A 20,886-nucleotide genomic window follows, 5' to 3' on the forward strand; every position below is an offset into this window, starting at 1 on the left:
ACCGACCGGGGGTGTGGCTGACCGTGGATGTGGGCTGACGTGGGTGCGCCTGATGTGGTGCTGTGGGGAAGGACGCGCGAGCCGCCCGCGAAGTTGCCTCCGCCGCCCGTGCCCACGGCAGGAGGAGCGGCCCTCACGGGCCGCCCCTCCCTCGTGCCGGTTCGCCGGGTCGCCGGGTCAGCCCGCGTCCCGCACCCGCCCCGTCACCTCGGGACCGGGCACCCGCTCCCACTCCGCGTCGTAGACGAACCGCGCGGCCCGCACCGACTCCGTCGGCTCGGCGGCCCCGTCCTTCACGGTGGGGACGGTCACCAGGGCGCTCGTCTCCCCGGCGGGGACGGCGAAGGAGAGATACGCGCCGGGCTCCACCGGCCGGGACAGCGGCCGGGGCGGATCGGGCACGAACCAGAAGTTCTCCTCCAGCCAGGCCCGGTCGACGTCCGCCGTCGACAGCTCCTCGCCCGCCGTCACCGGCAGGAACTCCAGGCCGCCCATGACGTCCGCGTCGGCGGCCGTGGACAGCGTCACCCGCCAGGTCAGGGCCTCGCCCTCGGCCACGTCGTCCGCGACGGGCGTGAGGCTCACCGCGGGCAGCGGGTCGTCGTTCCGCGCGGTGACCCCGCCGCGGTGGGCGCCGACCACGGTGCCGCGCACCGCCTTCACGAAGGCGTCGTGCGTGAGGTCGTAGCCGTAGCGGGTGTTGCCCCGCACCTCGACCGGGACCTCGATGTCATGACGACCGGGACGGACCGTCACCAGGCGGGACGCGATCTCGTCGCCGTCCGGCCGGGGGACGAACAGCCTGACCTGGCCGGAGCCCTTGCCGGACACCCGCACCGGGACGCGGTAGGTCCGGACCCCCGCGTCGCCCTCGTCGACCGTCATCCGGCCGATGTCGACCCGGGCCAGCGGCGCGGGGCGCACCGCCGGTGTGCCGGGCCGCCAGCCCCAGGCGTCCATGAGCCAGGCGCGGCCGGAGCCACTGCGCGGCGTCAGTTCGAGCGTGCCGATCCGCCGCGTGTCCAGGCCGGCGCGGACCGCGGGGGACAGCGGCACGCGCACCTCACGGCCCCAGTACGACGTGGTCCGCTCGCTGCCCGGCAGGCCGTCGAGGGTGACCCGCCCCAGGTGCGCCCGGCGACCCGAGGCGTCCCTCACGGCGACGTCCAGTGCCGTGCCCGCGCTGTTCGGCGGGACGATCAGCCGCAGGGCCAGGGCCTCGGCCCCCGCGAGGGAGACCGGCCGGGCGGCCCGCACCGCGACCGGGGAGCCCGGCCGCTCCCAGCGCACCGCGACCGCGTCACGGCCCGGCTCCGGGGACGCCTCCCAGGACGCGAAGTGCGGGGAGGCGCCGCCCTCGTCGGGCGACAGGCAGGCGCGGGCGGCGTCCGGGTCGACCTGCGCGCACAGCCGCGCACCGGGGCCCGTCACCGTGACCGACGGGCCGGGCAGGAACGCCGGCGTCCGGTGGGCGCCGACGGCGTGGGTGAGGACCCGGGCCGGGCCGGCCGACGGCGCGCGGCGGCCGGTGCCGTCGAGCAGCGGACGCACCCGGTCGTCACCCGCCACGAACAGCCGGGCGGCCGCGGCGATGTACGTGGAGCCGGCGGCCTGCTGCCGCGTCGCGGTCAGCCGGGTCGGCGTCCCGGGGGTGCAGACCGGATCGGCGCCGTCCTCGGACGAGAAGTCGTCCATGGCGAACGCCTTCGCCTGCCCCGGAGTCCACTCGCTGTTGAAGAAGTTGTGGTTGGCGCCGACCATGTAGACCGCGCTGTGCAGCGCGGCGCCCCGGCTGACGCCCCGGGTGCCGTCGACGTAGATCTGTCCCTGCAGATCGGACACGTCGCCGTCGCAGCCCGGCAGCAGGGTCGCCGAGGGCACGTCCGGCGCCGGGTTCTGGCCGAAGATCGTGGGGCCGATCAGGACGTTGCCGCGGATCGTCCACCGTACGGGGCCCCGGTGGCCGTCCTGGTCGGCGGGCGGCGGGTACAGACTGTCGAGCGCGGCCCGGTTGACGCCCTCGCCGCCCCGGGAGTGACCGACGAGCAGCACCCGCGAGAGGTCGGCGGGCGGCATCGTGCGCACGACCGCCGGGGCGTCCTTCCGCTGCGCCGCCCACTCCGCCCAGCGCGCCAGATGCAGCCGGACCAGGGAGGACCGGGCCTGCGCGCCGCCGTCCTCGGCCCGGAAGTCCTGCCCGTTGACGCCGTTGGCGGATATCGAGAGCGTCACATAGCCCTGGGAGGCGAGGAGCCGCTGGGTGTGCAGATAGCCCTCGTGGCTGGGGATCGGCCGCATGCCCACCGGGCAGGGCCACGCGCCGTTGATGTCCTCTGTGCCCGGCGTGTAGCAGGTGGAGTGACGGCCGTGCAGGAAGAGGGCCACGGGCCGCTTTCCCGGCGCGTCGGCCGGGCCCACCACGGCGGCCCGCATCTCGACGGGCTCGGGGAAGCCGGGCAACCGGACCGACTTCAGCGTGTAGGCGCCGCCGACGGTGCGGTACGGGCCGGGTACGCCGGGGTCCACGGCGTTCACGGGCGGCGGGGCCTGCCCGGCACCGGGCGGCGCGAGCGGAGTGGACGGCGAGGACGGAGCGAGGGGCCGGTTCCGCGCCGAAGAGGCGGGACCCGTCCCGTCCAGCGCACGGCCGCCGGCCGTCACCCGCAGCCGCTCGCCCTCCGCCGGCCGGAGGTCGCCCATCGGCAGCCGGAAGGACCGGCCGTCCGCCCGGGGCACCGGATGGCCCAACAGCCGGTCGCCCGCCCGGAACTCGACCCGCGCGTCCCCCATCGGTACGGGCTCGGCCGGCGTCCACTCGAGCTGCCTGCCCGCACCGCTCCCGGTGATCCGCCAGCCCTCCGGCAGTCTCAGGTCCCCGTACCGGCCCGCCGGGGACGTCGCCGTCGGATCCCCCGGGGACGGCTGCGCGTGCGCCGGTCCCGGCCACGCCGTCGCCAGCGCGAGTAACGCCACGGCGGTGGTCATGCCGCGTGTGACACGTATCAAAGCGGTCTTCCTCACGATCGGACTCGTCGAGGCACCGGGACGCGTCGGGAGTCCCGAGGGGGGACCTCCCGGGTCCCCGGTGCCTCTCTCGCCCCGTGAGGACGGTGAGGAGACCGCCCGGGTTGCCTGATGTCAGGTCAAGAACGGGGCGGTGGGCCGACCATGAGGGTTCGTGCGGCATCGCGAGGGCCGGGCCCGCGGTGGAGCGGGGCCGGCCGGTCGCCGCGGCGCGGTCAGACGTCCCAGTCCCAGGTGTCGAAGTACGCGGTCGTCCCGCTGCGGCGGGCCTCCATCACGGCGCCGAGCCGGTCGAAGTCCCGCGCCGGCATGAGGCCCCGCCACTCCTCCGGCGACAGGGCCCGCACCTCGTCGTGCTCCTCCGGGGAGAGGGTGATGGCGGCGATCTGGCGGTCGGTGAGCCGGCCGCCGTCGAACACGTACCCCACCGTCGCGAACGGCCACGCGGCCCCCGGCAGGCCGAACACCGCCGCCAGCAGCCGCGGCGGCCCGGGCAGCACGATCCCGGTCTCCTCCTCGGTCTCGCGCACGGCCGTCTCCCACGGCCGCTCGCCGTCCTCGGCCGTGCCGCCCGGCCACTGCCAGGGGTGCTCCGGGCTGTAGACGGACCGCAATTGCAGCGGACGGTCGTGCCGGTCGGTGAAGAAGACGCAGCCGAAGAGGGTCGCCTTCGGCAAGGTCGCCGCGTACTCCTCCGGAGGCAGCCACGTCCGGCTCGCCCCGGCGCGGGCTCCGGCATCGGTCGTCCCGCGCGGGGTGCGGGAAGGGGGCGGGGGAGGGGGCACGGTACTCACTGCTCCTCGGTCGACGGCGCATCCGGTGTGTCACCGAGCCCAACGACGGGACTCCGCGTGTCGCACACACGTGTTTCGGACGAGCCGTGAACGCCGGGAGAGGAGGGGACGCGTGGGCGTGCCGGGTGTACCGGCCCTTGCGGGGCGGCGCTCCCGACCCGGTGCGGACCTGGCCGAAACCCGACCCGGGCGGGCGCGGACGTGCGCGGCGGCGAGGCCGGTCACCGCCCGGGGCCTCGCCGCCACGACCGGCGCCGGTTCCGCTCGTTCCCCCGTCTCCCCCGTGAGCGAGCGGAACCGGCGCCGGGCCTTCATGGTGTGCGGCCCCGGAAGGGGCCGCGGAGGGTGGATCAGTACCAGCCGGTGCAGCGGATGTTGCCCGTGGAGTCGTTCCACGCGCACGCCCGCATCACGTAGCCGGCGTCGTTGTAGGCCGGGGTGTGCGTGTCCGAGCCGTACTGGACGGTGGTCATGCCCATCGGGCCCGTCCAGGAGGCACCGCCGTTGCTGGAGCGGTCGACCCACACCTTGTCACCCGGGTCCGCGGCGGTGATGCGGCCCCAGGCACAGCGGCTGGAGGTGCTGTAGCGCAGCTCGATGCGGATGCCGTCGACGCTCGCCGTCCTCGGCGTCGTCGCGTTGCTGGTGCTGCACGCCATCGCCGAGGCGGCCGAACCCGTGCTCGCCTGTGCGGCCGTGGCCGTGCCGCCGAAGCCGAGCAGCAGTGCCGCCGTGGACACCAGGACGCCGGTGCGCCTGCTGATCTTCATGTCTCCCCCTTGATCGGTTCTCTGTCGTGCGGTCGTCGTGCGGTCGTCGTGCGGTGGTGCCCCCGTACGATCCCGCGGACGCCGTCCCCGGGTCGTCCACCGCAGAGTTGACCCGCGGGGTAAACCCCTGCGGTAGTCACCGCCCGCCGGTGCTGCCCCCGCCGGGGGACGACCGCCCGCCGGCCCCGGCCGTACGATCGTCCGATGCGCACGAGGACCCGGTGGGCGGGGCGGTTCCGTGAGACGGATCCCCGGCTCGTCGACGCCGCCGTGGCCCTGGGCCTGGTGGCGGCGACGGCGGTGGTCGGCCATCAGTACCACCCGGACAGATGGCCGCCGTTCGACGCCCACGCCTACCTGCTGACCGCGCTCGCCGGCCTTCCGCTGGCCCTGCGCCGGGTCGCCCCCGTCCTCGTCCTGGTCGCGACCTGCCTGGCGTTCGCCGGATACCTGGCCGCCGGCTACCAACCCTCCCTGAACTTCTGGTTCCCCGCCCTCGCCCTCTACGGCGTCGCCGCCCAGCGGCCGCCCCGCACGACCGCCGCGGCCGCCGCGCTCACCGCCGCCGTCGTCCTCTACAGCGGCCTCACCGTCCCCGAACTCGGCCCGCTCGTACCCTTCGTCCAGGCCGCGGCCGTCCCCGCCGTCGTCTGGCTTCTCGGCAACAACGCCCGGCGCATCAGCCGCCGCAACCGCCAACTCGCCGTGCTCACCGCCCGCTTGCGCGAGGCGCAGGAGGAACGGGCCCGGCGCGCCGTCGCCGACGAACAGCGGCGCATCGCCCGCGAGCTCCACGACGTCGTCGCCCACCACATGTCCGTCATCAACGTCCAGGCGGGCATGGCCGGTTACGTCTTCGACTCCGCACCGGACACCGCCCGCGCCGCCCTGGGCACGATCTCGGAGACCAGCCAGGAGGGCCTGGGCGAGCTGCGCCGGATCCTCACCCTGCTCCGCTCCGAGGCCGACAGCGGCCCGGACCCGGACGGCGAGCCCGCGACCTGGTACGCCCCCATGCCGGGCCTCGCCCGGCTTCCGGACGTCGCCGAGCGGGTCAGGGCGGCCGGCGTCCCCGTCGACCTGCGCACCGTGGGCGTACCCCGCCCGCTGGCGCCCGGCACGGAGCTGTGCGCCTACCGGGTGGTGCAGGAGGCGCTCACGAACGTCATCAAGCACGCCCGCCCCGCGCGGGCCGAGGTCCTCGTCGCGTACCGGCCGAGCGAACTGGTCGTCACCGTCACCGACGACGGGCGGCCCGACCACCCGGATCCGGCCAAGCTCGGCGTCCGGTCGGGTCACGGCTTGATCGGCATGCGTGAACGCGCGAGGCTCTACGGCGGAACAGTGGACGCCGGCCCTCGGGCCGAAGGGGGATTCCGCGTGTGCCTCAGACTTCCCGTGACCCAGAACGACGACCCGCGGGGCGGTCGGCCACCGGCATGATCGGCGTGCTCGTGGTCGACGACCAGGAGCTGATCCGAGCCGGCCTCGTGGCCCTGCTGCGCGCGGCACCCGGCATCGAGGTCGTCGGAGAGGCCGCCGACGGCGAGACGGCGGTCGCCGAGGCGGCCCGCCTCCGGCCCGACGTCGTCCTCATGGACATCCGCATGCCGGGCGTGGACGGCACCGCCGCCACCGAACGCATCCTGGCCGGCGCCGACGACCCCGGCCCCCGGATCCTCGTGCTCACCACCTTCGACCTCGACGAGTACGTGTACGCGGCGCTGCGGGCCGGCGCCTCCGGCTTCCTCCTCAAGGACACCGGCCCGCAGCGGCTGATCGAGGCGGTCACCGCCGTGGCGCGCGGCGACATGCTCTTCGCCCCGAGCGTCACCCGCCGCCTCATCGAGTCCTACGTCACCCAGGCCGCCCGCACCGACCGGGGCACCCCGGCCCCCGGCCCCGCCGCCGACCTGGACGTCCTCACCGCCCGCGAGTGCGAGGTGCTGCGGCTGACCGCCCGCGGCCTGTCCAACACCGAGATCGCGGCACGGCTCTACATCGGCGAGGCGACCGTCAAGACCCATCTGAACCGCACCATGACCAAACTGAACGTCGACAGCCGCGCCCAGGCCGTCGTGGTCGCCTACGAGACGGGCCTGGTCGTCCCCGGCGACGCCCTCCGGGACCGCGCGTGAGGCGTCGCTCGGCCGGACGCCCCGACCACCGGCGGGAGCGGCTCCCGGGCCGCGTGCCAGGCCGCGGGCAGGCCCGTGACACCCGTACGGGCGGCGATGACACCGCCGGCGATGGCACACGTGGTGTCGATGTCACCGCGCCCGGCGACCGTGTGCCACAGGCCCTCGTGCAGGTCGTCGAGATGGCCCGCCGCGCACCACAGCGCGAAGGGCACGGTGTCCGGCCCGGACATGGTGTAACCGGAGCCCAGGACCTCCGCCGCGTGCCGCACCGAGGTGCGCTCCGGCATCCGGGCCGCGATCCGCACCCCCGACCGGACGTCGCTCTCGGGGAGCCGGCCGGCGACGGCCCGGAGGAAGTCCGGCCGGGACGGGGCGGGACCGCCCCGGCCTCGGGCGGCCAGCGCCGCCGCGAGGGCCACCGCCACCGCTCCGGCGACGGCCTCCGGGTGGTGGTGCGAGACGGCGGCCTGGCGGGCGGCCTGCTCCGCGGCCGCGTCGAGGTCGTCGGCGTGCCAGGCACCGAGCGGCGCGACCCGCATGGCCGCGCCGTTGCCCCAGGAGCCCTGCCCGCCGAACTGTCCGCCGACCACCTCCCGCCAGGGCTCGCCCGCCCCGATCCGGCGCAGCACGTCGTGCATCGAGGCCCCGTACCCGCGGTGCGTGTCCTCGGCGTAGGCCGTCGCGAGGCGCAGGGCGAGCCGGTCCTGGTCGACGGTGCCGCCGCCCTCGGCCAGTTCCCGTACGAGAACGAGCGCCTGCGCGGTGTCGTCGCTCCACCGCCACAGCGGCTCGGGCGGCGGCGTGCGCGCCTCCAGGGCGGCCGGACCCTCCCGGCGCAGGATCCCGAACCAGCGGTCGCCGAAGGCGTCACCGAAGGCGAGGCCGTCCAGCGAGTCCCGTACAGCGGCGGGCATGTCGTCGCTCATCGGAGCGGTATCACCGCGTCGCGGCGCCCCGGCACGCGCTTTTCCCCGGCCGCGCCGTCCCGTCGATGAGGCGGTGCGTGATCTCCATCAGGCGCTTGCGGGCCTCCGGGTCGTACGCCTGCTCATGGGCCCGCGCCTCGGTGAACCGGTCGAAGTAGCGGCCCGTGACCGTGGCCGGGCCGGGGTCGAGGAGCAGCCGCACGGTCGGGCGGACCCCCTCCTCCGTGGTGACGGCGGGCGTGAGGCCGTAGGCGCGGACGCCGGGTGTGTCCATCAGATGGGCCGGGTGGAGGGCGTTCACCGTCACGCCGGTGCCGCGCAGCTCGGCGGCCAGCTCGAAGGTCGTCATGATCATCGCCAGCTTGCTGCGGCAGTAGGCGCGCAGCCCCTCGTAGTCCCGCTCCAGCATGAGGTCGTCGAAGTCGAGCGCCTCCTGCCCGATCGAGGCGACGTTGACCACCCGGGCCGGGGCGGAGGCGGTGAGCAGCGGCAGCAGGGCGCGGGTGAGCGCGTAGGGCGCCAGGTGGTTGACCGCGAAGCGCAGTTCATGGCCCTGCCGGCTGAGCTCGCGGACCAGCGGCCGCTCGCCGCCGCCCGCGACGGCGTTGTGGATCAGCCCGTCGAGACGCGGCTCGGCCGCCCGTATCCGGGCCGCCATCGCGTGCACCTGGTCCAGGTCGGACAGGTCGGCGAGATACGTACGGACCGTGGTGCCCGGTCCGGCGGCGGCCCGGGCCTCCGCCGCGACGGCCGCCAGCCGGTCGGCGTTCCGGCCGTGCAGGAGCAGGGTGCCGCCGCGCGGCGCCAGGTCGAGCGCGAGCGCGCGGCCCATGCCGTGGGTGACGCCGGTGATCAGAGTGGTGCGCTGGGTCATGACGGCCACCCTGGCAGCGTCCGCCGCGGCGTGGGGAGGGTGTGCCGCACCTGGTGTCGGTACCACCAGGCTCCGCCGTTTCAGGGCGGCGCCGTGGGGCAGCCGCCGTGGGATACGGATGAGACCGAGGGAGCGAGGCCGATGTCGACAGGAACGATTCTGGCCATCGTCATACCCGTCGCGGTGGTGATCGTGCTGATCGCGCTCGCCATCGTCCTGGACCGGCGGCGCCGACGCCGGCTGCGCGAGCGGTTCGGGCCCGAGTACGACCGCACGGTCGACGACGTCGGAAGCAGGAGGGCCGCCGAGCAGGAGCTCGGGGCCCGCGAGAAGCGTCACGCGGAGCTGGACATCAAGCCGCTGCCGAGTGGCGCGAGGGAACGCTACGCCGAGGAGTGGCGCGGCGTACAGGAGGAGTTCGTGGACCGGCCCGAGGGCGCGGTGCACGAGGCGGACCGTCTGGTGACCGCGCTGATGCGTGAGCGCGGCTATCCCACCGAGGGTTTCGAGCAGCAGATGCGGGACCTGTCCGTGGAGCACGGCCGCACGCTGGAGCACTACCGGGCGGCGCACGAGATCAACACGCTCAGTTCCTCGCGGCAGGCCACCACCGAGCAACTGAGGGGAGCGATGGTGCACTACAGGGCCCTCTTCGACGAACTTCTCTCCAACGGCGACGCGGCCGGCCCCGGCCGCGCCTGAGGCCCGCACTGACGCGGAGGGCATGACATGCGTGAGCACGAGACACCGGACCCGACGGGCAACGGCTCGGAAGGACCCCCGGTCTACCCGGGAGAAAGCACCGGCACCCCCACCGGCACCCCCACGGGCGCGGACACCGACGGCACCGACACGTACGGCGGCACCGACACCTACGGCGGTACGGAGACGTACGGCGGTACGGAATCGTTCGCCGGTACGGAGACCGGCACCGGCACGGAGACCGTCGCCGACACCGGGACCGCTCCGGGAACCGGCGCCAGGGACACGGACACCGACGCGGACACCGCGTCCCGTGACGACGAATCCGGCGCCGGCGCCGACGCCGAGGAATCCCCGCACCTGCTGGAGCGGGCGGACGAGGAGGACTTCCGCACCCGCTGGAGCGACATCCAGAGCACGTTCGTCGACGACCCCCGCGAGGCCGTGCACGCGGCCGACACCCTGGTCGCCGACGTGATGCGGAAGCTCGCCGAGAACTTCGCGGACCACAAGCGGAACCTGGAGGGGCAGTGGAACGAGGGGGAGGACGTCGACACGGAAGGGCTGCGGACGGCCCTGCGCCAGTACCGCTCCTTCTTCAACCGGCTCCTCACCCGCTGACGCCGAGGCACCCGAACGGGCGACATCGACACCCGTTCGGCCGCGCCGGACGCCCCCGCGGCGGGCGCACCGGCATCGTGGAACCGTGGCGACGAACCGGAACCCGGCCGTGCCGGGCACCCCGCTCAGCGTGGTGCTCGGCACGCTGCTGAGCGCCGCGCTCCTCACCGGGTGCGGCGCCTCCGCGTCCCGCGAGGACGCGGCCACCCGCGCGGGAGTGGAGTTCGCACGGGCGCTGGCCTCCGGCGACCACCGGGCGGCGTGCGCGCTGCTCGCACCCGAGAGCAGGGACGCGCTGACGGAGGACGGCCGGACGGAATGCGCCCCCGCGCTGCGCGAAGCGGGTCTGCGGCCCGGCGGCGCCGACCTCGGCGTCCAGGTCTACGGCCGCCAGGCCCTGCTGCGCATGGAGCGGGACACGCTCTTCCTGTCCCTCTTCGAGCGCGGCTGGCGGGTCACCGCGGCGGGCTGCGAACCGGAGAACGAGGACGAGCCGTACCGCTGTGCGGTGAAGGGAGACTGACGATGAGGACCGTCTTCGTGGGGTGCCTCCTGACCGTCCTGGGCGGCCTCGCGTACTTCACCGTCATCGGGGCGATGCAGCGGTGAGCGCCGAGGGGTCCCGCTCCCGCGCCGGCCGGACGGGCTTCTGGCGGTCCAACAGCCTCACCCTCGCCTTCGGGGCGGCCTTCCTGGTCGTCCTCGCCGCCCAGGCCGTCGCCGGACGCGCCGAGTTCAACGAGCAGCTCGCCGTCGAAGGGCTCCAGCAGGTCGGCCTCGGCGACTACCTCATGTCCTCGGACTTCGCCGTCGACGTCACTGAGAACTGGCAGTCCGAGTTCCTGCAGTTCTTCCTCTACATCTTCGGGACCGTCCACCTCGTCCAGCGGGGCTCGCCGGAGTCGAAGCCGCTGGACCGGGTCGGCACCGAGAGCGAGCGGGACCAGCGCATGGGCGAGCACGCCCGGCACGACTCCCCGCGCTGGGCCGGTACGAAGGACTGGCGCCAGGGCCTGTTCTCGCGCTCCCTCGGCCTGACCATGGCCGCGCTGTTCCTGCTGTCCTGGCTGGCCCAGTCCGTGTCGGGCGTGTCGGCCTACAACGACCTGCGCCTGCGCCAGCTCCAGGACCCCGTCGGATGGGTCTCCTACCTCGGCTCCGCGGACTTCTGGAGCCGCTCGCTCCAGAACTGGCAGTCGGAGCTCCTCGCCGTCGCCTCCATGGCCATCCTCTCCGTCTACCTGCGCCAGCGCGGCTCACCGGAGTCCAAGCCGGTGGGCGCCTCGCACGGAGCCACGGGCGTCGAGGGCTGACCCCGGGCCGGCGTCCTCGCCGGCCGTAGCCCCGCCTCACCGCGCCGACGCCGCCGACCGGGCGCCGAGATCCGCCGCCCGGGCGCCGCGCCGCGCGGACCGGTCCTCGTCCAGCAGCTCCAGCACGGCCCGCTCGATCGCGCCCTGGGTGGCCGGACGGCCGAAGGCGACGTCCTTCCCGAGACCGTCCAGGGCCGCGGCGACGGTCTCCCCGGCGGCGTACCGCTCGATGACACGCGGGGCGATGTACGACGTGCGGCAGACCGCCGGGGTGTTGCCCAGGTACTCCGCGACCTCGCACACCGCCCGCCGGACCGCCCGGCGGCGCGCCGTCACCGAGTCCCGCCCGGCCTGCTCCGACACGGCGAGCGCCACGGCGGCCAGGACGGTGGCGTGCCAGGTCCGGAAGTCCTTGGCGCTCATGTCGACACCGGACCGGTCCCGCAGATAGGCGTTCAGCTCGTCGGCGCGCAGGTCGTGCCAGGCCCGGCCCTGCCAGTACGCGAACAGCCGGTCGCCGCCGCCGCGCCTGCGCAGCAGCGCGCGCAGCACCCGGAGGGCGGACTCGTCGGCCACGTCGATGGTGATCTGACGGCCCGCCTTGCCCGGGAAGTCGAAGACCACCCGGCCGCGCGCCCAGCGGACGTGCTCGCGCCGCAGCGTGGTCAGACCGTACGAGTCGTTGTCCCGCTGGTAGCGGTCCCCGCCGACCCGGAGGAAGCCGAGGTCGAGCAGCCGGGCCGCACAGGCGAGGACCCGCTCCCGGCACAGGCCGCGCCGGGCCAGGTCCTCGCCGACCGCCTGCCGCAGTCGGGGCAGGGCCGCCGCGACCTCACGGACATGGGCGTGCTTGGCACGCTCCTGCCGGGCCCGGAACTCCTCGTGGTACAGGTACTGCCGGCGGCCCGCGGCGTCGGTCCCCACCGCCTGCAGATGGCCGTTCGGCCACGGGCAGATCCACACGTCCCGCCAGGCCGGCGGGATGACCAGGGCCCGGACCCGCTCCCGGTCGGCGGCCGGCAGGGGCCGGCCCTCCTGGTCGACATAGCGGAAGCCCCGGCCGTGGCGGATCCTTCGCCAGCCGGGCCGCTCCGGGTCACTCGTCCGCAGCCGCACGTCCAGACGGGTGCCCCCGAACGGCCCCGCGCACACCGGGCCGGCCGGGAACCGGTGGTCGACCGGTGGTTCACGGCCCGGCGTCCGGGGCAGACGCGGTGCGGACCGCCCGGCCGGGCGGTGGGCCGAACGAGGGAGGACCGACCATGGACGGCATCGTGCTGCTCCGCGAGGACCACAAGAGGGTCGAGAAGCTGTTCAAGGAGTTCGAGCGGGCCGGGGACGACGCCTACGACCGCAAGCGGAAGATCGCCGACGAGGTGATCCGTGAGCTGACCGCCCACGCCTGGATCGAGGAGCGCGTCTTCTACCCGGCGGCCCGCGAGGCGGCGCCCGACACCACCGACCACGTCCTGGAGAGCGTCGAGGAGCACCACGCGGCGCTGTGGATGCTGTCGGAGCTCGTCGGATTCGACCCCCGCGACGAGCGGTTCGACGCCAAGATGAGCGTGCTCATCGAGAACGTGCGCCACCACGTCGAGGAGGAGGAGAAGGACTGGTTCCCCGACGTCCGCAAGGCCATGGGCCGCAAGCAGCTCATCGCGCTCGGCGAGCGCATGGAGGAGGAGCGGAAGTCCGCCCCGGACGACCCGCTCAAGGTGCCGAGCGCCTAGTCCGGCCGGCGCGGTGCGGCGCGGTCACCAGGGGATGTCCGCCGCCCGGACGACCCGGCCGCCCATGTTCCGCTCCACCATCCGCAGGGCCGCGTCCGCCAGGTCCTCGTGGATGTGGGCCACCGCGTCCCGGGGGATCACGACGCCGAGGTGGCGGATGTGCGCGTCCAGCGCGGAGTACAGCACGCACTGCTCGGTCACCTGGCCGGTGAGGACCAGCTCGTCGACCTCCAGGGTGCTCAGCAGATAGGCGAGCGGCGTCTCGTAGAAGATGGAATGCCGCGCCTTGACGACGAAGAGGGACTCCTCGTCGGGCCGGACCGGGTCGACCAGCTCGGGATGCCGGCCCGACAGCGCCAGGTCGACGATCTGGCCGTGATGGGAGCGCCAGCGGCCGAAGTTGTCGTTCACGTACACCACCGGGACGCCCGCGGCCCGGGCCCGCTCGAGCAGGTCGACGATGCCGGGAAGCGCCTGGGCCGCGGACGGCACCAGCAGCTCGGCGTCCTCGTGCCCGTAGGTGTTGATCATGTCGATCACGATGAGCGCGCTCTTCGTCACGACGTCTCCCGTTCCGCTCTCGCTGTCGTCCCGAGCACTGTCGTCCGGACCACTGCCGTCCGGAGCACTGTCGTCAGAGCCCGTCTCCGGCATATCGCCTCCCGGGCCCGCCCGCACATCGCGGCCCGCGTCCGTTTACGGACCTCCGGTCGGGGCAAGCCGCCAGGGCATGATGCAGATCGGCTACACGATGATGACCGAACAGGCGGGCCCCAGGGAGCTGGTCGAGCACGTGGTCGAGGCCGAGCGCGCCGGCTTCGACTTCTCCGTGATCTCGGACCACTCCTTCCCCTGGCTGGAGTCGCAGGGCCACGCCCCGTACGCCTGGAGCGTGCTCGGAGCGGCCGCGCAGGCCACCTCCCGCATCCCCCTGATGAGCTTCGTCACCTGCCCGACCTTCCGCTACCACCCCGCCGTCATCGCCCAGAAGGCGGCGACCGTCCAACTGCTCTCGGAGGGCCGCTTCCGGCTCGGCCTCGGGTCGGGCGAGAACCTCAACGAGCACATCATCGGCGAGGGCTGGCCCTCCGCCCGCGTCCGCCTGGACATGCTGGAGGAGGCCGTCGAGATCATCCGCGCCCTGTTCGACGGCGGATACGTGACCCACCACGGGCCGCACTACCAGGTCGACGACGCCCGGCTCTGGGACCTTCCCGACACGCCGCCACCCCTCGGGATCGCCGTCTCCGGCTCGCTGTCCTGCGCCCTCGCCGGCCGGCACGCGGACCTCCTCGTCGCCACCGAACCCAAGCGTGAACTCGTCGAGGCGTTCGACCGGCACGGCGGCACGGGCAAGCCCCGGGTCGGGCAGCTCCCCATCTGCTACGACACCGACCGCGACGCGGCGGTGGCCCGCGCCCACGACCAGTTCCGCTGGTCCGTGGGCGGCTGGCGGCTCAACTCCGAGCTGCCCCTGCCGGTCGGCTTCGAGCAGGCGACCGAGCACGTGCGACCGGAGGACGTGGCCGAGCAGATCCCATGCGGCGACGACGTCGAGGCGGTCGTGGAAGCCGCCCGGCCCTACGCGGAGGCCGGCTTCACCGAACTCGCGCTCGTCCAGATCGGCGGAGAGCACCAACTCCCCTTCCTCCGGTGGGCCGAGAGCAAGCTGCTGCCCGCGCTGCGCGAGCTCTGACCGCAGGCGACACCCCGGCCCCGTTCCCGTACGGCGGTGTGCGACGCGTCCACGGCGCACACCGCCGTACGAGGCTGCCGTACGGAAGGGGAGCGTCAGCCGGCCCGGCGCAGGTCGAACCGGTCGAGGTTCATCACCTTGTCCCACGCGGCCACGAAGTCACGGACGAACTTCTCGCCCGCGTCCGCCGCCGCGTACACCTCCGCGAGCGCCCGCAACTGGGAGTGCGAGCCGAAGACCAGGTCGACGGGGGTCGCCGTCCACTTCACCTCGCCCGTGGCGCGGTCCCGGCCCTCGTAGACGTTCTCGTCCGCCTCCGACACCTTCCACTCCGTGCCCATGTCGAGGAGCCCGACGAAGAAGTCGGTGGTCAGCGCCTCCGGCCGGTCGGTGAACAGCCCGTGCCGCGACCCCTTGAAACCGGTGTTCAGCGCCCGCATGCCGCCGATCAGCACCGTCATCTCGGGAGCGGTCAGCGTCAGCAGGTTGGCGCGGTCGAGGAGCAGCGTCTCCGGCGAGAGCTTCTCGCCCGCCGCCAGATAGTTGCGGAACCCGTCCGCGCGCGGTTCGAGGACCGCGAAGGTGTCCGTGTCCGTCTGCTCCTGCGAGGCGTCCGTGCGGCCCGGCGCGAACGGGACGGTGATGTCGTACCCGGCGTTCCGCGCCGCCCGCTCGACGGCCGCGCAGCCGCCCAGGACGATCAGGTCGGCCAGCGAGATCCTCGTCCCGCCGCCCGAGGCGTCGAAGTCCGCGCGGATCCGATCCAGGGTCTCGATCACCTGGCGCACCTCGGGCAGGTCGTTGACCTCCCAGTCCTTCATCGGCGCCAGCCGGATCCGCGCCCCGTTGGCCCCGCCGCGCTTGTCGGTGCCGCGGAAGCTCGCCGCCGACGCCCAGGCGGTCGTGACGAGCTGCGGCAGGGACAGACCGGAGTCCAGGATCCGGGCCTTCAGCGCGGCGATCTCCTGTTCCCCGACGAGCGGATGGTCGACCTCCGGGACCGGGTCCTGCCACAACTGCGGTTCCGGGACCCACGGGCCGAGGTAGCGCGACAGCGGGCCCATGTCGCGGTGCAGCAGCTTGTACCAGGCTTTGGCGAACGCGTCGGCGAGCTCGTCCGGGTTCTCGTGGAAGCGCTTCGCGATCGGCGCGTAGACCGGGTCCGCCTTGAGCGCCAGGTCCGTCGTCAGCATCATCGGCGCGTGCCGCTTCGACGGGTCGTGCGCGTCGGGCACCGTGTCCTGGGCGGCGGGGTCCGTGGGCTTCCACTGGTGCGCCCCGGCCGGGCTGCGGGTCAGCTCCCACTCGTACCGGAACAGATTGTCCAGGTAGCCGTTGTCCCAGCGGGTCGGCTCGGTGGTCCACGCCCCTTCGAGCCCGCTGGTGAGCGCGTCGGCGCCCTTGCCGGTGCCGTAGGTGTTCCGCCACCCCATGCCCTGCTGCTCGATGGGGGCGGCCTCGGGCTCCGGGCCGATGTACTGCGGGTCGACCGCGCCGTGGCACTTGCCGAAGGTGTGCCCGCCGACGATGAGCGCGACCGTCTCCTCGTCGTTCATCGCCATGCGCCCGAAGGTCTCGCGGATGTCCCGCGCGGCCGCGAGCGGATCCGGATTGCCGTTGGGGCCCTCCGGGTTGACGTAGATCAGGCCCATCTGCACGGCGGCGAAGGGACCGGTGAGCTCCCGGTCGCCGCTGTAGCGCTCGTCACCGAGCCAGGTGTCCTCGGGACCCCAGAAGATCTCCTCGGGCTCCCAGATGTCCTCGCGTCCGAAACCGAACCCGAAGGTCTTGAACCCCATCGACTCCATGGCGCAGTTGCCGGCGAAGACCAGCAGATCGGCCCAGGAGATCTTCCGCCCGTACTTCTGCTTGACCGGCCACAGCAGACGGCGCGCCTTGTCCAGGCTCGCGTTGTCCGGCCAACTGTTCAGCGGGGCGAACCGCTGGGCGCCGCTGCCGCCACCGCCCCGGCCGTCGGCGATGCGGTACGTGCCCGCGGCATGCCAGCTCATCCGGATGAACAGCGGCCCGTAGTGGCCGTAGTCGGCCGGCCACCAGTCCTGGGAGTCCGTCATCACCGCGAAGACGTCCCGCTTCAGCGCCTCGACGTCGAGGCTCGCGAACTCCTTCGCGTAGTCGAACTCCGCGCCCATCGGATCGGACAGGGGCGAATGCTGGTGGAGAACCTGCAGGTCAAGCTGATTGGGCCACCAGTCCTGGTTCCGCTGGGGCCGCTTCTCCGTAGGGGTCGGGGAGGGAATCGCCGGGTTTTCGCTCTCGCTGCCGGGCACGTCGGTCCTTCTTCCGCTCATCGTGACTGGTACGGCGTCCGTATGGTCGCGCACGGCGGACCACGGGGCCGTGAGAACACGCAGAGCCCCTACCCCGCGAAAATGGATAGGAAAACCCGATTTATCCCTCGCCCGATCGACCCCTCGCGACCGTCTCGCAGGCCGAGTCGCGCCTCGGAGGCCGCCACTCCGCTCAGAGCCCGGCGACCTTCGCCTTCGCCGCCACCTCGTAGACCAGGGTGACCGTGCGCCGCCCACCCGGCGGAAGGGCGACCTCCCAGCGCACGACGCCCTCGTCGTCGACGGCATCGGGCGCGGGGGAGCAGCGCTCCTCGCGCACCCGCACCGCCACCTCCGCCACCTCCGACACCGGGATCCGCTCCCGCAGCACGACCAGCCGGTCGCCGCGCTCCCCGGGCGCCGAGAACCGCGACAGGTGCAGCCGCACCGTACGGGTGACCACGGTCCGCTGGGTCAGCCCGGAGGTCTCGCGGGACTCCTCCGCGTACCGCACCACCCGGCAGTCGTCGGAGCTCCCGAAGGCAAGCTCGGCGGCGGCACCCGGAGCCGTGAAGTCCAGCGTGGCACGGCCGGTGAACCCGCCGCCGCGCACCAGGTCCACCGGCCCGGCGAGCAGGGCGTGACCGGAGCGGTTGGCGAACCGCACCAGGTGGACCACCGACGGCGACAGCTCCGGCGAACAGGCGAACTCGCCGCTCACGGCCGTGGTGAAGGCCGACAGCGGCACCCGGTGGGCGCGGCCGTCGCCGGCCACGGAGACCGGCGCGGGAGCGCTCATCACCCGCACCTCACCCCCGTCGTCCACGCCCGGAAGCCCCGCCGGTCCCGCCGGCTCCTGCGGCCCGGGCACGGCGTCCGGGCCGAGCGTGCCGATCTCCTCCTCGCGCAGCTCGACGTCGACGGTCCGGCGCTCCGCCGCCGAGCGGTCCCGGAGCGTCAGCCGGTCCTCCACCAGCCGCGGCGGCTCGGTGGCCAGTGACGACCGGGCCGTCGACAGCGTCAGCCGTACGTCCGACCAGTCCTCGCCGGTGCGCTGCCACACCACGGCGTCGGTCTCCAGCGTCAGCTCGTCCCCGTCGAGCACCGCCCGGTAGGCCGGCCGCCACAGCGCGCACGGCGTCAGATGGCCCAGGCGCAGCGTGACCGGCCCGGCGACCGAGGCCGCCACGGTCAGCTCGACATGGCCCACCAGCTCCGCGGGCTCCTCCTCGGACCGTCCCCCGGCCCGCTCGGCCTCGTCGAGCTCGGCGAGGACGGCGGCAAGACGTGCCTCCACGGCGCGCAGCTCCTCGCCGTACGTGTCGCGCTCACCGTCCACCCGGTCCAGCTCGCGGGCCCACCGCGGCCCCTCGAACTCCCCGGCCCCCGCGCCCTCGCCGATCTCGCGCAGCAGGTCCTCGGCCAGCCGGCCGAGCAGGTCGAGCCGGGCGCGCAACCGGTCCCGGCGCTGCGCGAGGGCGAGTCGCTCCTCCCCGAGGGCGTGCGCGTGCCGGCGCAGGGCGGAGTCCTCGTCGGCGGGCGGCCGCGGCCCGCGCGGCCTCCAGTCCCGGACGATCCGTACGTCGAGCACCTCGGCCGGAGGGCCGCCGAGCAGCTCGGCGTGGAGGGTGCGGTCGACGGCGAGCGCGCTCACCGGGCCGAGACGCAGCCGCTGGACGCCGGCCGCCAGGTCGAGCACGGCGGTGCGCTCGATGTGCGCGCGGTCCTCCAGGCAGGTGACGGCGGTGACGGGCAGCGCGATCGGCCGCGCGATCGGCGTGGACGGGTCCGCCGGCACGGGTCCGGCGGCCGGAGGCAGGGGCGAGGTGGGGGACATGGTGGGTGTCAGCTCCTGCGGTTGCCGCCGACCAGGGCCTTGCCGGCCGGGATACGGATCTCGTAGCCGCCGTCGAGGGCGGCGGTGCCGCCGGCGGGCAGGTCCACCCGCCAGACGCGGGTGCCCGGGGCGTGGTGCTCCGGCCCCGTGCCCTCCTCGGGCACCGACCAGTCGGCGCGCTCCTCGATCCGGACGTCCGGATCGGAGGCGACCGGCACCCGCTCCCGCACCTCGACGGTGACCGGACCGGCCAGCCGGTTGGCCAGCTCCACGTGGACGCGGTGGTCGAGCACCGTGGTGGAGTGGCGCAGGCCCGAGGCCGACTCGCTCAGACGCGTCCGACGGGTGACCCGCACGCCCTCGGCCGGTCCGAGCCCGACCCGGCGGACACCGCCCGGGGCGAGCGTGGGCAGCGCGGCCGTCAGCAGGAACGCGTCGTCGACGACGACCTCCACCGGGCCCGCCAGGAGAGCCTGGTCGGTGGCGTTGGACAGCACCAGCGTGGCGTAGACGGTCTGCTCCACGGACGGCACGCAGAGGTACTCGGTGCGCAGACCGACCGGGATCTCGCCCACGGTGACGGTGTGCCAGGTGCCGTCCGACGGGATGTCGGCGCGGGCGGCCGCGTCGAAGCGGTGGTCGAAGGAACCCGCCGACGCGCGGGGCCGCACGGCGTGCCCGGGCAGCGGCAGCCCGGCCACCGCCTCGGCGCGCCGGCGGTGCTCGGCCGCCACCGGGTCGGACGGGGCCTCGGGGAACAGCAGCCCCCTCCGGCCGTCCGGCGCGTCGGGACCGCCGAGGACGAGGGAGGCGTAGTCGAGCTCCGCGCCGCTCGGACGCGGCGGACCGGCGGGCGGCGGCGAGGACGGAGACGGGGACGGGGACGGTGGTGGGGGAGGTGCGGCGCCCGGAGCGGCCGGTCCGGACGGGGGAGCGGCGGGAGCACCGGTGAAGGCATGACGGACGGCCTCGGGAGGGCCGCCGTATCCGCCGCCGTACGCGCTGCCGTACGCGCTGCCGTACGCGCCGCCCGGGGCGGGCAGGGACGCGGGTGCCCCGGCGAAGGCAGGCGGCGGCGGTGCCACCGGCGCGGGCATCGCGGGCGCGGGCGGGGGCGTCGGTGGGACCGCTGCGGACGGGGCCGCGGCGCCTCCTGCGGGCACGGTGCCGGGACGCGGACCGGCGGCGTCGTACGCCGCGAACAGGTCGGCGAGTCCGGCCGGCGGCTCGCGCCAGCCCGACGGCGCCGGAGCCGCCTGGCGACGCCCGACGCGGATCGACCGCAGCCGCGGCAGGTCCGTCCCGCGCCGCAGGTCGGCCGTGGCCAGGGCGATCCGCACCCCGGTCCAGTCCTCACCGGTGCGCTGGGCCACCGACGCGCGCAGCACCAGGCGTCCGTCGCCGTCCCCCTGACGATGCGTGAGCCGGTAGGCGGGCACCCAGACGGCCCCCGGCACCCCGTACTCGAGCTCCAACTCCAACTCCGGGGCCCGGTCCGGCTCCGGCTCCGGCTCGGCCTTCGGGCGCGGGGCATCCGCGGTGACGAGGGTGAGGACCGCGCAGACCGTCGTGGTCAGGTGGCCTGACGGGGCGTCGGTGGAGGCGCGGGCGAGGGTGTCCTCGGCGACGGCCAGGTCATGGCCCGCGCGGTCCACGGCCTCCTCCAGCTCCGTCAGGCGGGCGTGCAGGCCGGTGAGGCGGGCGTCCACGAAGTCGGCGAGTTCCAGCCACGTGTCGACCGGGGTGCGGCGGTGCGGGTCCTCGCGCTCGCGGGGCGGCGGCACCGGGCGCAGCCCGCCGACCTCCTCGATCAGACCCGCCTGCCGGTCGCGGCGCGCCCGCGCCGCCGCGTACGCCTCGCGCAGCCGCTCCACCTCGCGCCGCAGGCCCTCGGGGGCGCCGGCGGCGGGCGGTTCGGCCTCGACCTCGACCCGGGCCTCCGTGACCCGCACCCCGGACGCGCCGAGCACCCGCACCCGCAGCGAGCCCGGGTCGAGCGACCGGGGCAGACCCGTCACCCGCACCCTGCCGTCCGGCGGCACGACACCCCGGGCGAGCCGGCGGCACAGCGCGCCCTCCGCGTACACCACGACCGCGTCGAGGGTCGACCCCCACCTGTGTGCCGGCTCCGTCGCCATGTCCTCAGCCCCCCTGCCGCGTCCGTGCC

At 74.7% G+C, this 20,886-nt stretch carries 18 protein-coding genes; 8 read left to right on the forward strand and 10 right to left on the reverse strand.

The genetic code is table 11. The annotated features are described in order from the left end of the window. Positions 1–177 precede the first annotated feature (177 nt). From ABZ135_RS21350 to ABZ135_RS21360, 3 genes are all read right to left on the reverse strand, one after another. Positions 178–3,006, reverse strand: a complete 2,829-nt coding sequence (locus ABZ135_RS21350; protein ID WP_356697793.1) for a hypothetical protein — start codon at positions 3,004–3,006, stop codon at positions 178–180. Positions 3,007–3,239: 233 nt separating this feature from the next. Beyond that, a complete protein-coding gene (locus ABZ135_RS21355; protein ID WP_356697794.1) occupies positions 3,240–3,701 on the reverse strand; it encodes an NUDIX hydrolase in 462 nt (153 codons plus the stop codon). A gap of 467 nt (positions 3,702–4,168) precedes the next feature. Then, complete coding sequence (locus ABZ135_RS21360; RefSeq protein WP_356697795.1) at positions 4,169–4,588, reverse strand: DUF2690 domain-containing protein; 420 nt, start codon at positions 4,586–4,588, stop codon at positions 4,169–4,171. A gap of 204 nt (positions 4,589–4,792) precedes the next feature. Here ABZ135_RS21360 and ABZ135_RS21365 point away from each other — a divergent pair, with 204 nt between their 5' ends. Then, positions 4,793–6,031 (forward strand): sensor histidine kinase, encoded by a 1,239-nt coding sequence (locus tag ABZ135_RS21365; RefSeq protein WP_356697796.1) that lies wholly within the window; start codon positions 4,793–4,795, stop codon positions 6,029–6,031. After that, entirely contained in the window at positions 6,028–6,726 is a 699-nt protein-coding gene (locus ABZ135_RS21370) for a response regulator transcription factor (RefSeq protein WP_356697797.1), read from the forward strand. The genes ABZ135_RS21365 and ABZ135_RS21370 overlap by 4 nt, the downstream gene beginning before the upstream one ends. Here ABZ135_RS21370 and ABZ135_RS21375 read toward each other — a convergent pair. Together ABZ135_RS21375 and ABZ135_RS21380 are read right to left on the reverse strand one after the other, a co-directional pair. Continuing rightward, on the reverse strand, positions 6,675–7,655 hold the full coding sequence (locus tag ABZ135_RS21375) for an ADP-ribosylglycohydrolase family protein (RefSeq protein ID WP_356697798.1): 981 nt from the start codon (positions 7,653–7,655) through the stop codon (positions 6,675–6,677). The two genes, ABZ135_RS21370 and ABZ135_RS21375, sit on opposite strands and share 52 nt — an antisense overlap. Before the next feature lie 10 nt (positions 7,656–7,665). Beyond that, positions 7,666–8,529, reverse strand: a complete 864-nt coding sequence (locus ABZ135_RS21380) for an SDR family NAD(P)-dependent oxidoreductase (RefSeq protein WP_356697799.1) — start codon at positions 8,527–8,529, stop codon at positions 7,666–7,668. A 141-nt stretch (positions 8,530–8,670) separates the two neighbouring features. Between ABZ135_RS21380 and ABZ135_RS21385 the strand changes: the two genes are divergently transcribed. From ABZ135_RS21385 to ABZ135_RS21400, 4 genes are all read left to right on the forward strand, one after another. Then, positions 8,671–9,231, forward strand: coding sequence for a hypothetical protein (locus tag ABZ135_RS21385; protein WP_356697800.1), 561 nt, complete (start codon positions 8,671–8,673; stop codon positions 9,229–9,231). 27 nt (positions 9,232–9,258) lie between these two features. Then, a complete protein-coding gene (locus ABZ135_RS21390; RefSeq protein WP_356697801.1) occupies positions 9,259–9,852 on the forward strand; it encodes a hypothetical protein in 594 nt (197 codons plus the stop codon). Positions 9,853–9,937: 85 nt separating this feature from the next. Continuing rightward, a complete protein-coding gene (locus ABZ135_RS21395) occupies positions 9,938–10,375 on the forward strand; it encodes a hypothetical protein (protein ID WP_356697802.1) in 438 nt (145 codons plus the stop codon). Positions 10,376–10,457: 82 nt separating this feature from the next. Beyond that, on the forward strand, positions 10,458–11,165 hold the full coding sequence (locus tag ABZ135_RS21400) for a DUF6766 family protein (RefSeq protein WP_356697803.1): 708 nt from the start codon (positions 10,458–10,460) through the stop codon (positions 11,163–11,165). A gap of 36 nt (positions 11,166–11,201) precedes the next feature. Here ABZ135_RS21400 and ABZ135_RS21405 read toward each other — a convergent pair whose 3' ends face one another. After that, positions 11,202–12,281: a DNA topoisomerase IB gene (locus ABZ135_RS21405; RefSeq protein WP_356697804.1), complete on the reverse strand. Its 1,080-nt coding sequence runs from the start codon at positions 12,279–12,281 to the stop codon at positions 11,202–11,204. Between the two features lie 146 nt (positions 12,282–12,427). On the opposite strand from ABZ135_RS21405, the gene ABZ135_RS21410 reads away from it, so the two are divergent. Then, positions 12,428–12,895 carry a hemerythrin domain-containing protein gene (locus ABZ135_RS21410; RefSeq protein ID WP_356697805.1) on the forward strand — a complete coding sequence of 156 codons (468 nt, stop codon included), beginning with the start codon at positions 12,428–12,430 and terminating at the stop codon, positions 12,893–12,895. Positions 12,896–12,919: 24 nt separating this feature from the next. On the opposite strand, the gene ABZ135_RS21415 is transcribed toward ABZ135_RS21410, so the two are convergent. Next, complete coding sequence (locus tag ABZ135_RS21415; protein ID WP_356697806.1) at positions 12,920–13,456, reverse strand: isochorismatase family cysteine hydrolase; 537 nt, start codon at positions 13,454–13,456, stop codon at positions 12,920–12,922. 169 nt (positions 13,457–13,625) lie between these two features. Here ABZ135_RS21415 and ABZ135_RS21420 point away from each other — a divergent pair, with 169 nt between their 5' ends. Further along, on the forward strand, positions 13,626–14,591 hold the full coding sequence (locus tag ABZ135_RS21420) for an LLM class F420-dependent oxidoreductase (protein WP_356697807.1): 966 nt from the start codon (positions 13,626–13,628) through the stop codon (positions 14,589–14,591). Between the two features lie 95 nt (positions 14,592–14,686). Here ABZ135_RS21420 and katG read toward each other — a convergent pair whose 3' ends face one another. From katG to ABZ135_RS21435, 3 genes are all read right to left on the reverse strand, one after another. Continuing rightward, positions 14,687–16,882 carry a catalase/peroxidase HPI gene (katG, locus tag ABZ135_RS21425; RefSeq protein ID WP_356697808.1) on the reverse strand — a complete coding sequence of 732 codons (2,196 nt, stop codon included), beginning with the start codon at positions 16,880–16,882 and terminating at the stop codon, positions 14,687–14,689. 193 nt (positions 16,883–17,075) lie between these two features. Next, the gene (locus ABZ135_RS21430) at positions 17,076–18,719 is read right to left on the reverse strand and encodes a mucoidy inhibitor MuiA family protein (protein WP_356697809.1); all 1,644 of its coding nucleotides are present in this window, start codon (positions 18,717–18,719) and stop codon (positions 17,076–17,078) included. An 8-nt stretch (positions 18,720–18,727) separates the two neighbouring features. Further along, a complete protein-coding gene (locus tag ABZ135_RS21435) occupies positions 18,728–20,857 on the reverse strand; it encodes a DUF4139 domain-containing protein (protein WP_356697810.1) in 2,130 nt (709 codons plus the stop codon). Between the last annotated feature and the right edge of the window lie 29 nt (positions 20,858–20,886).

The organism is Streptomyces sp. NPDC006339, assembly GCF_040612775.1.
In the GTDB taxonomy this organism is placed as follows: Bacteria; Actinomycetota; Actinomycetes; order Streptomycetales; family Streptomycetaceae; genus Streptomyces.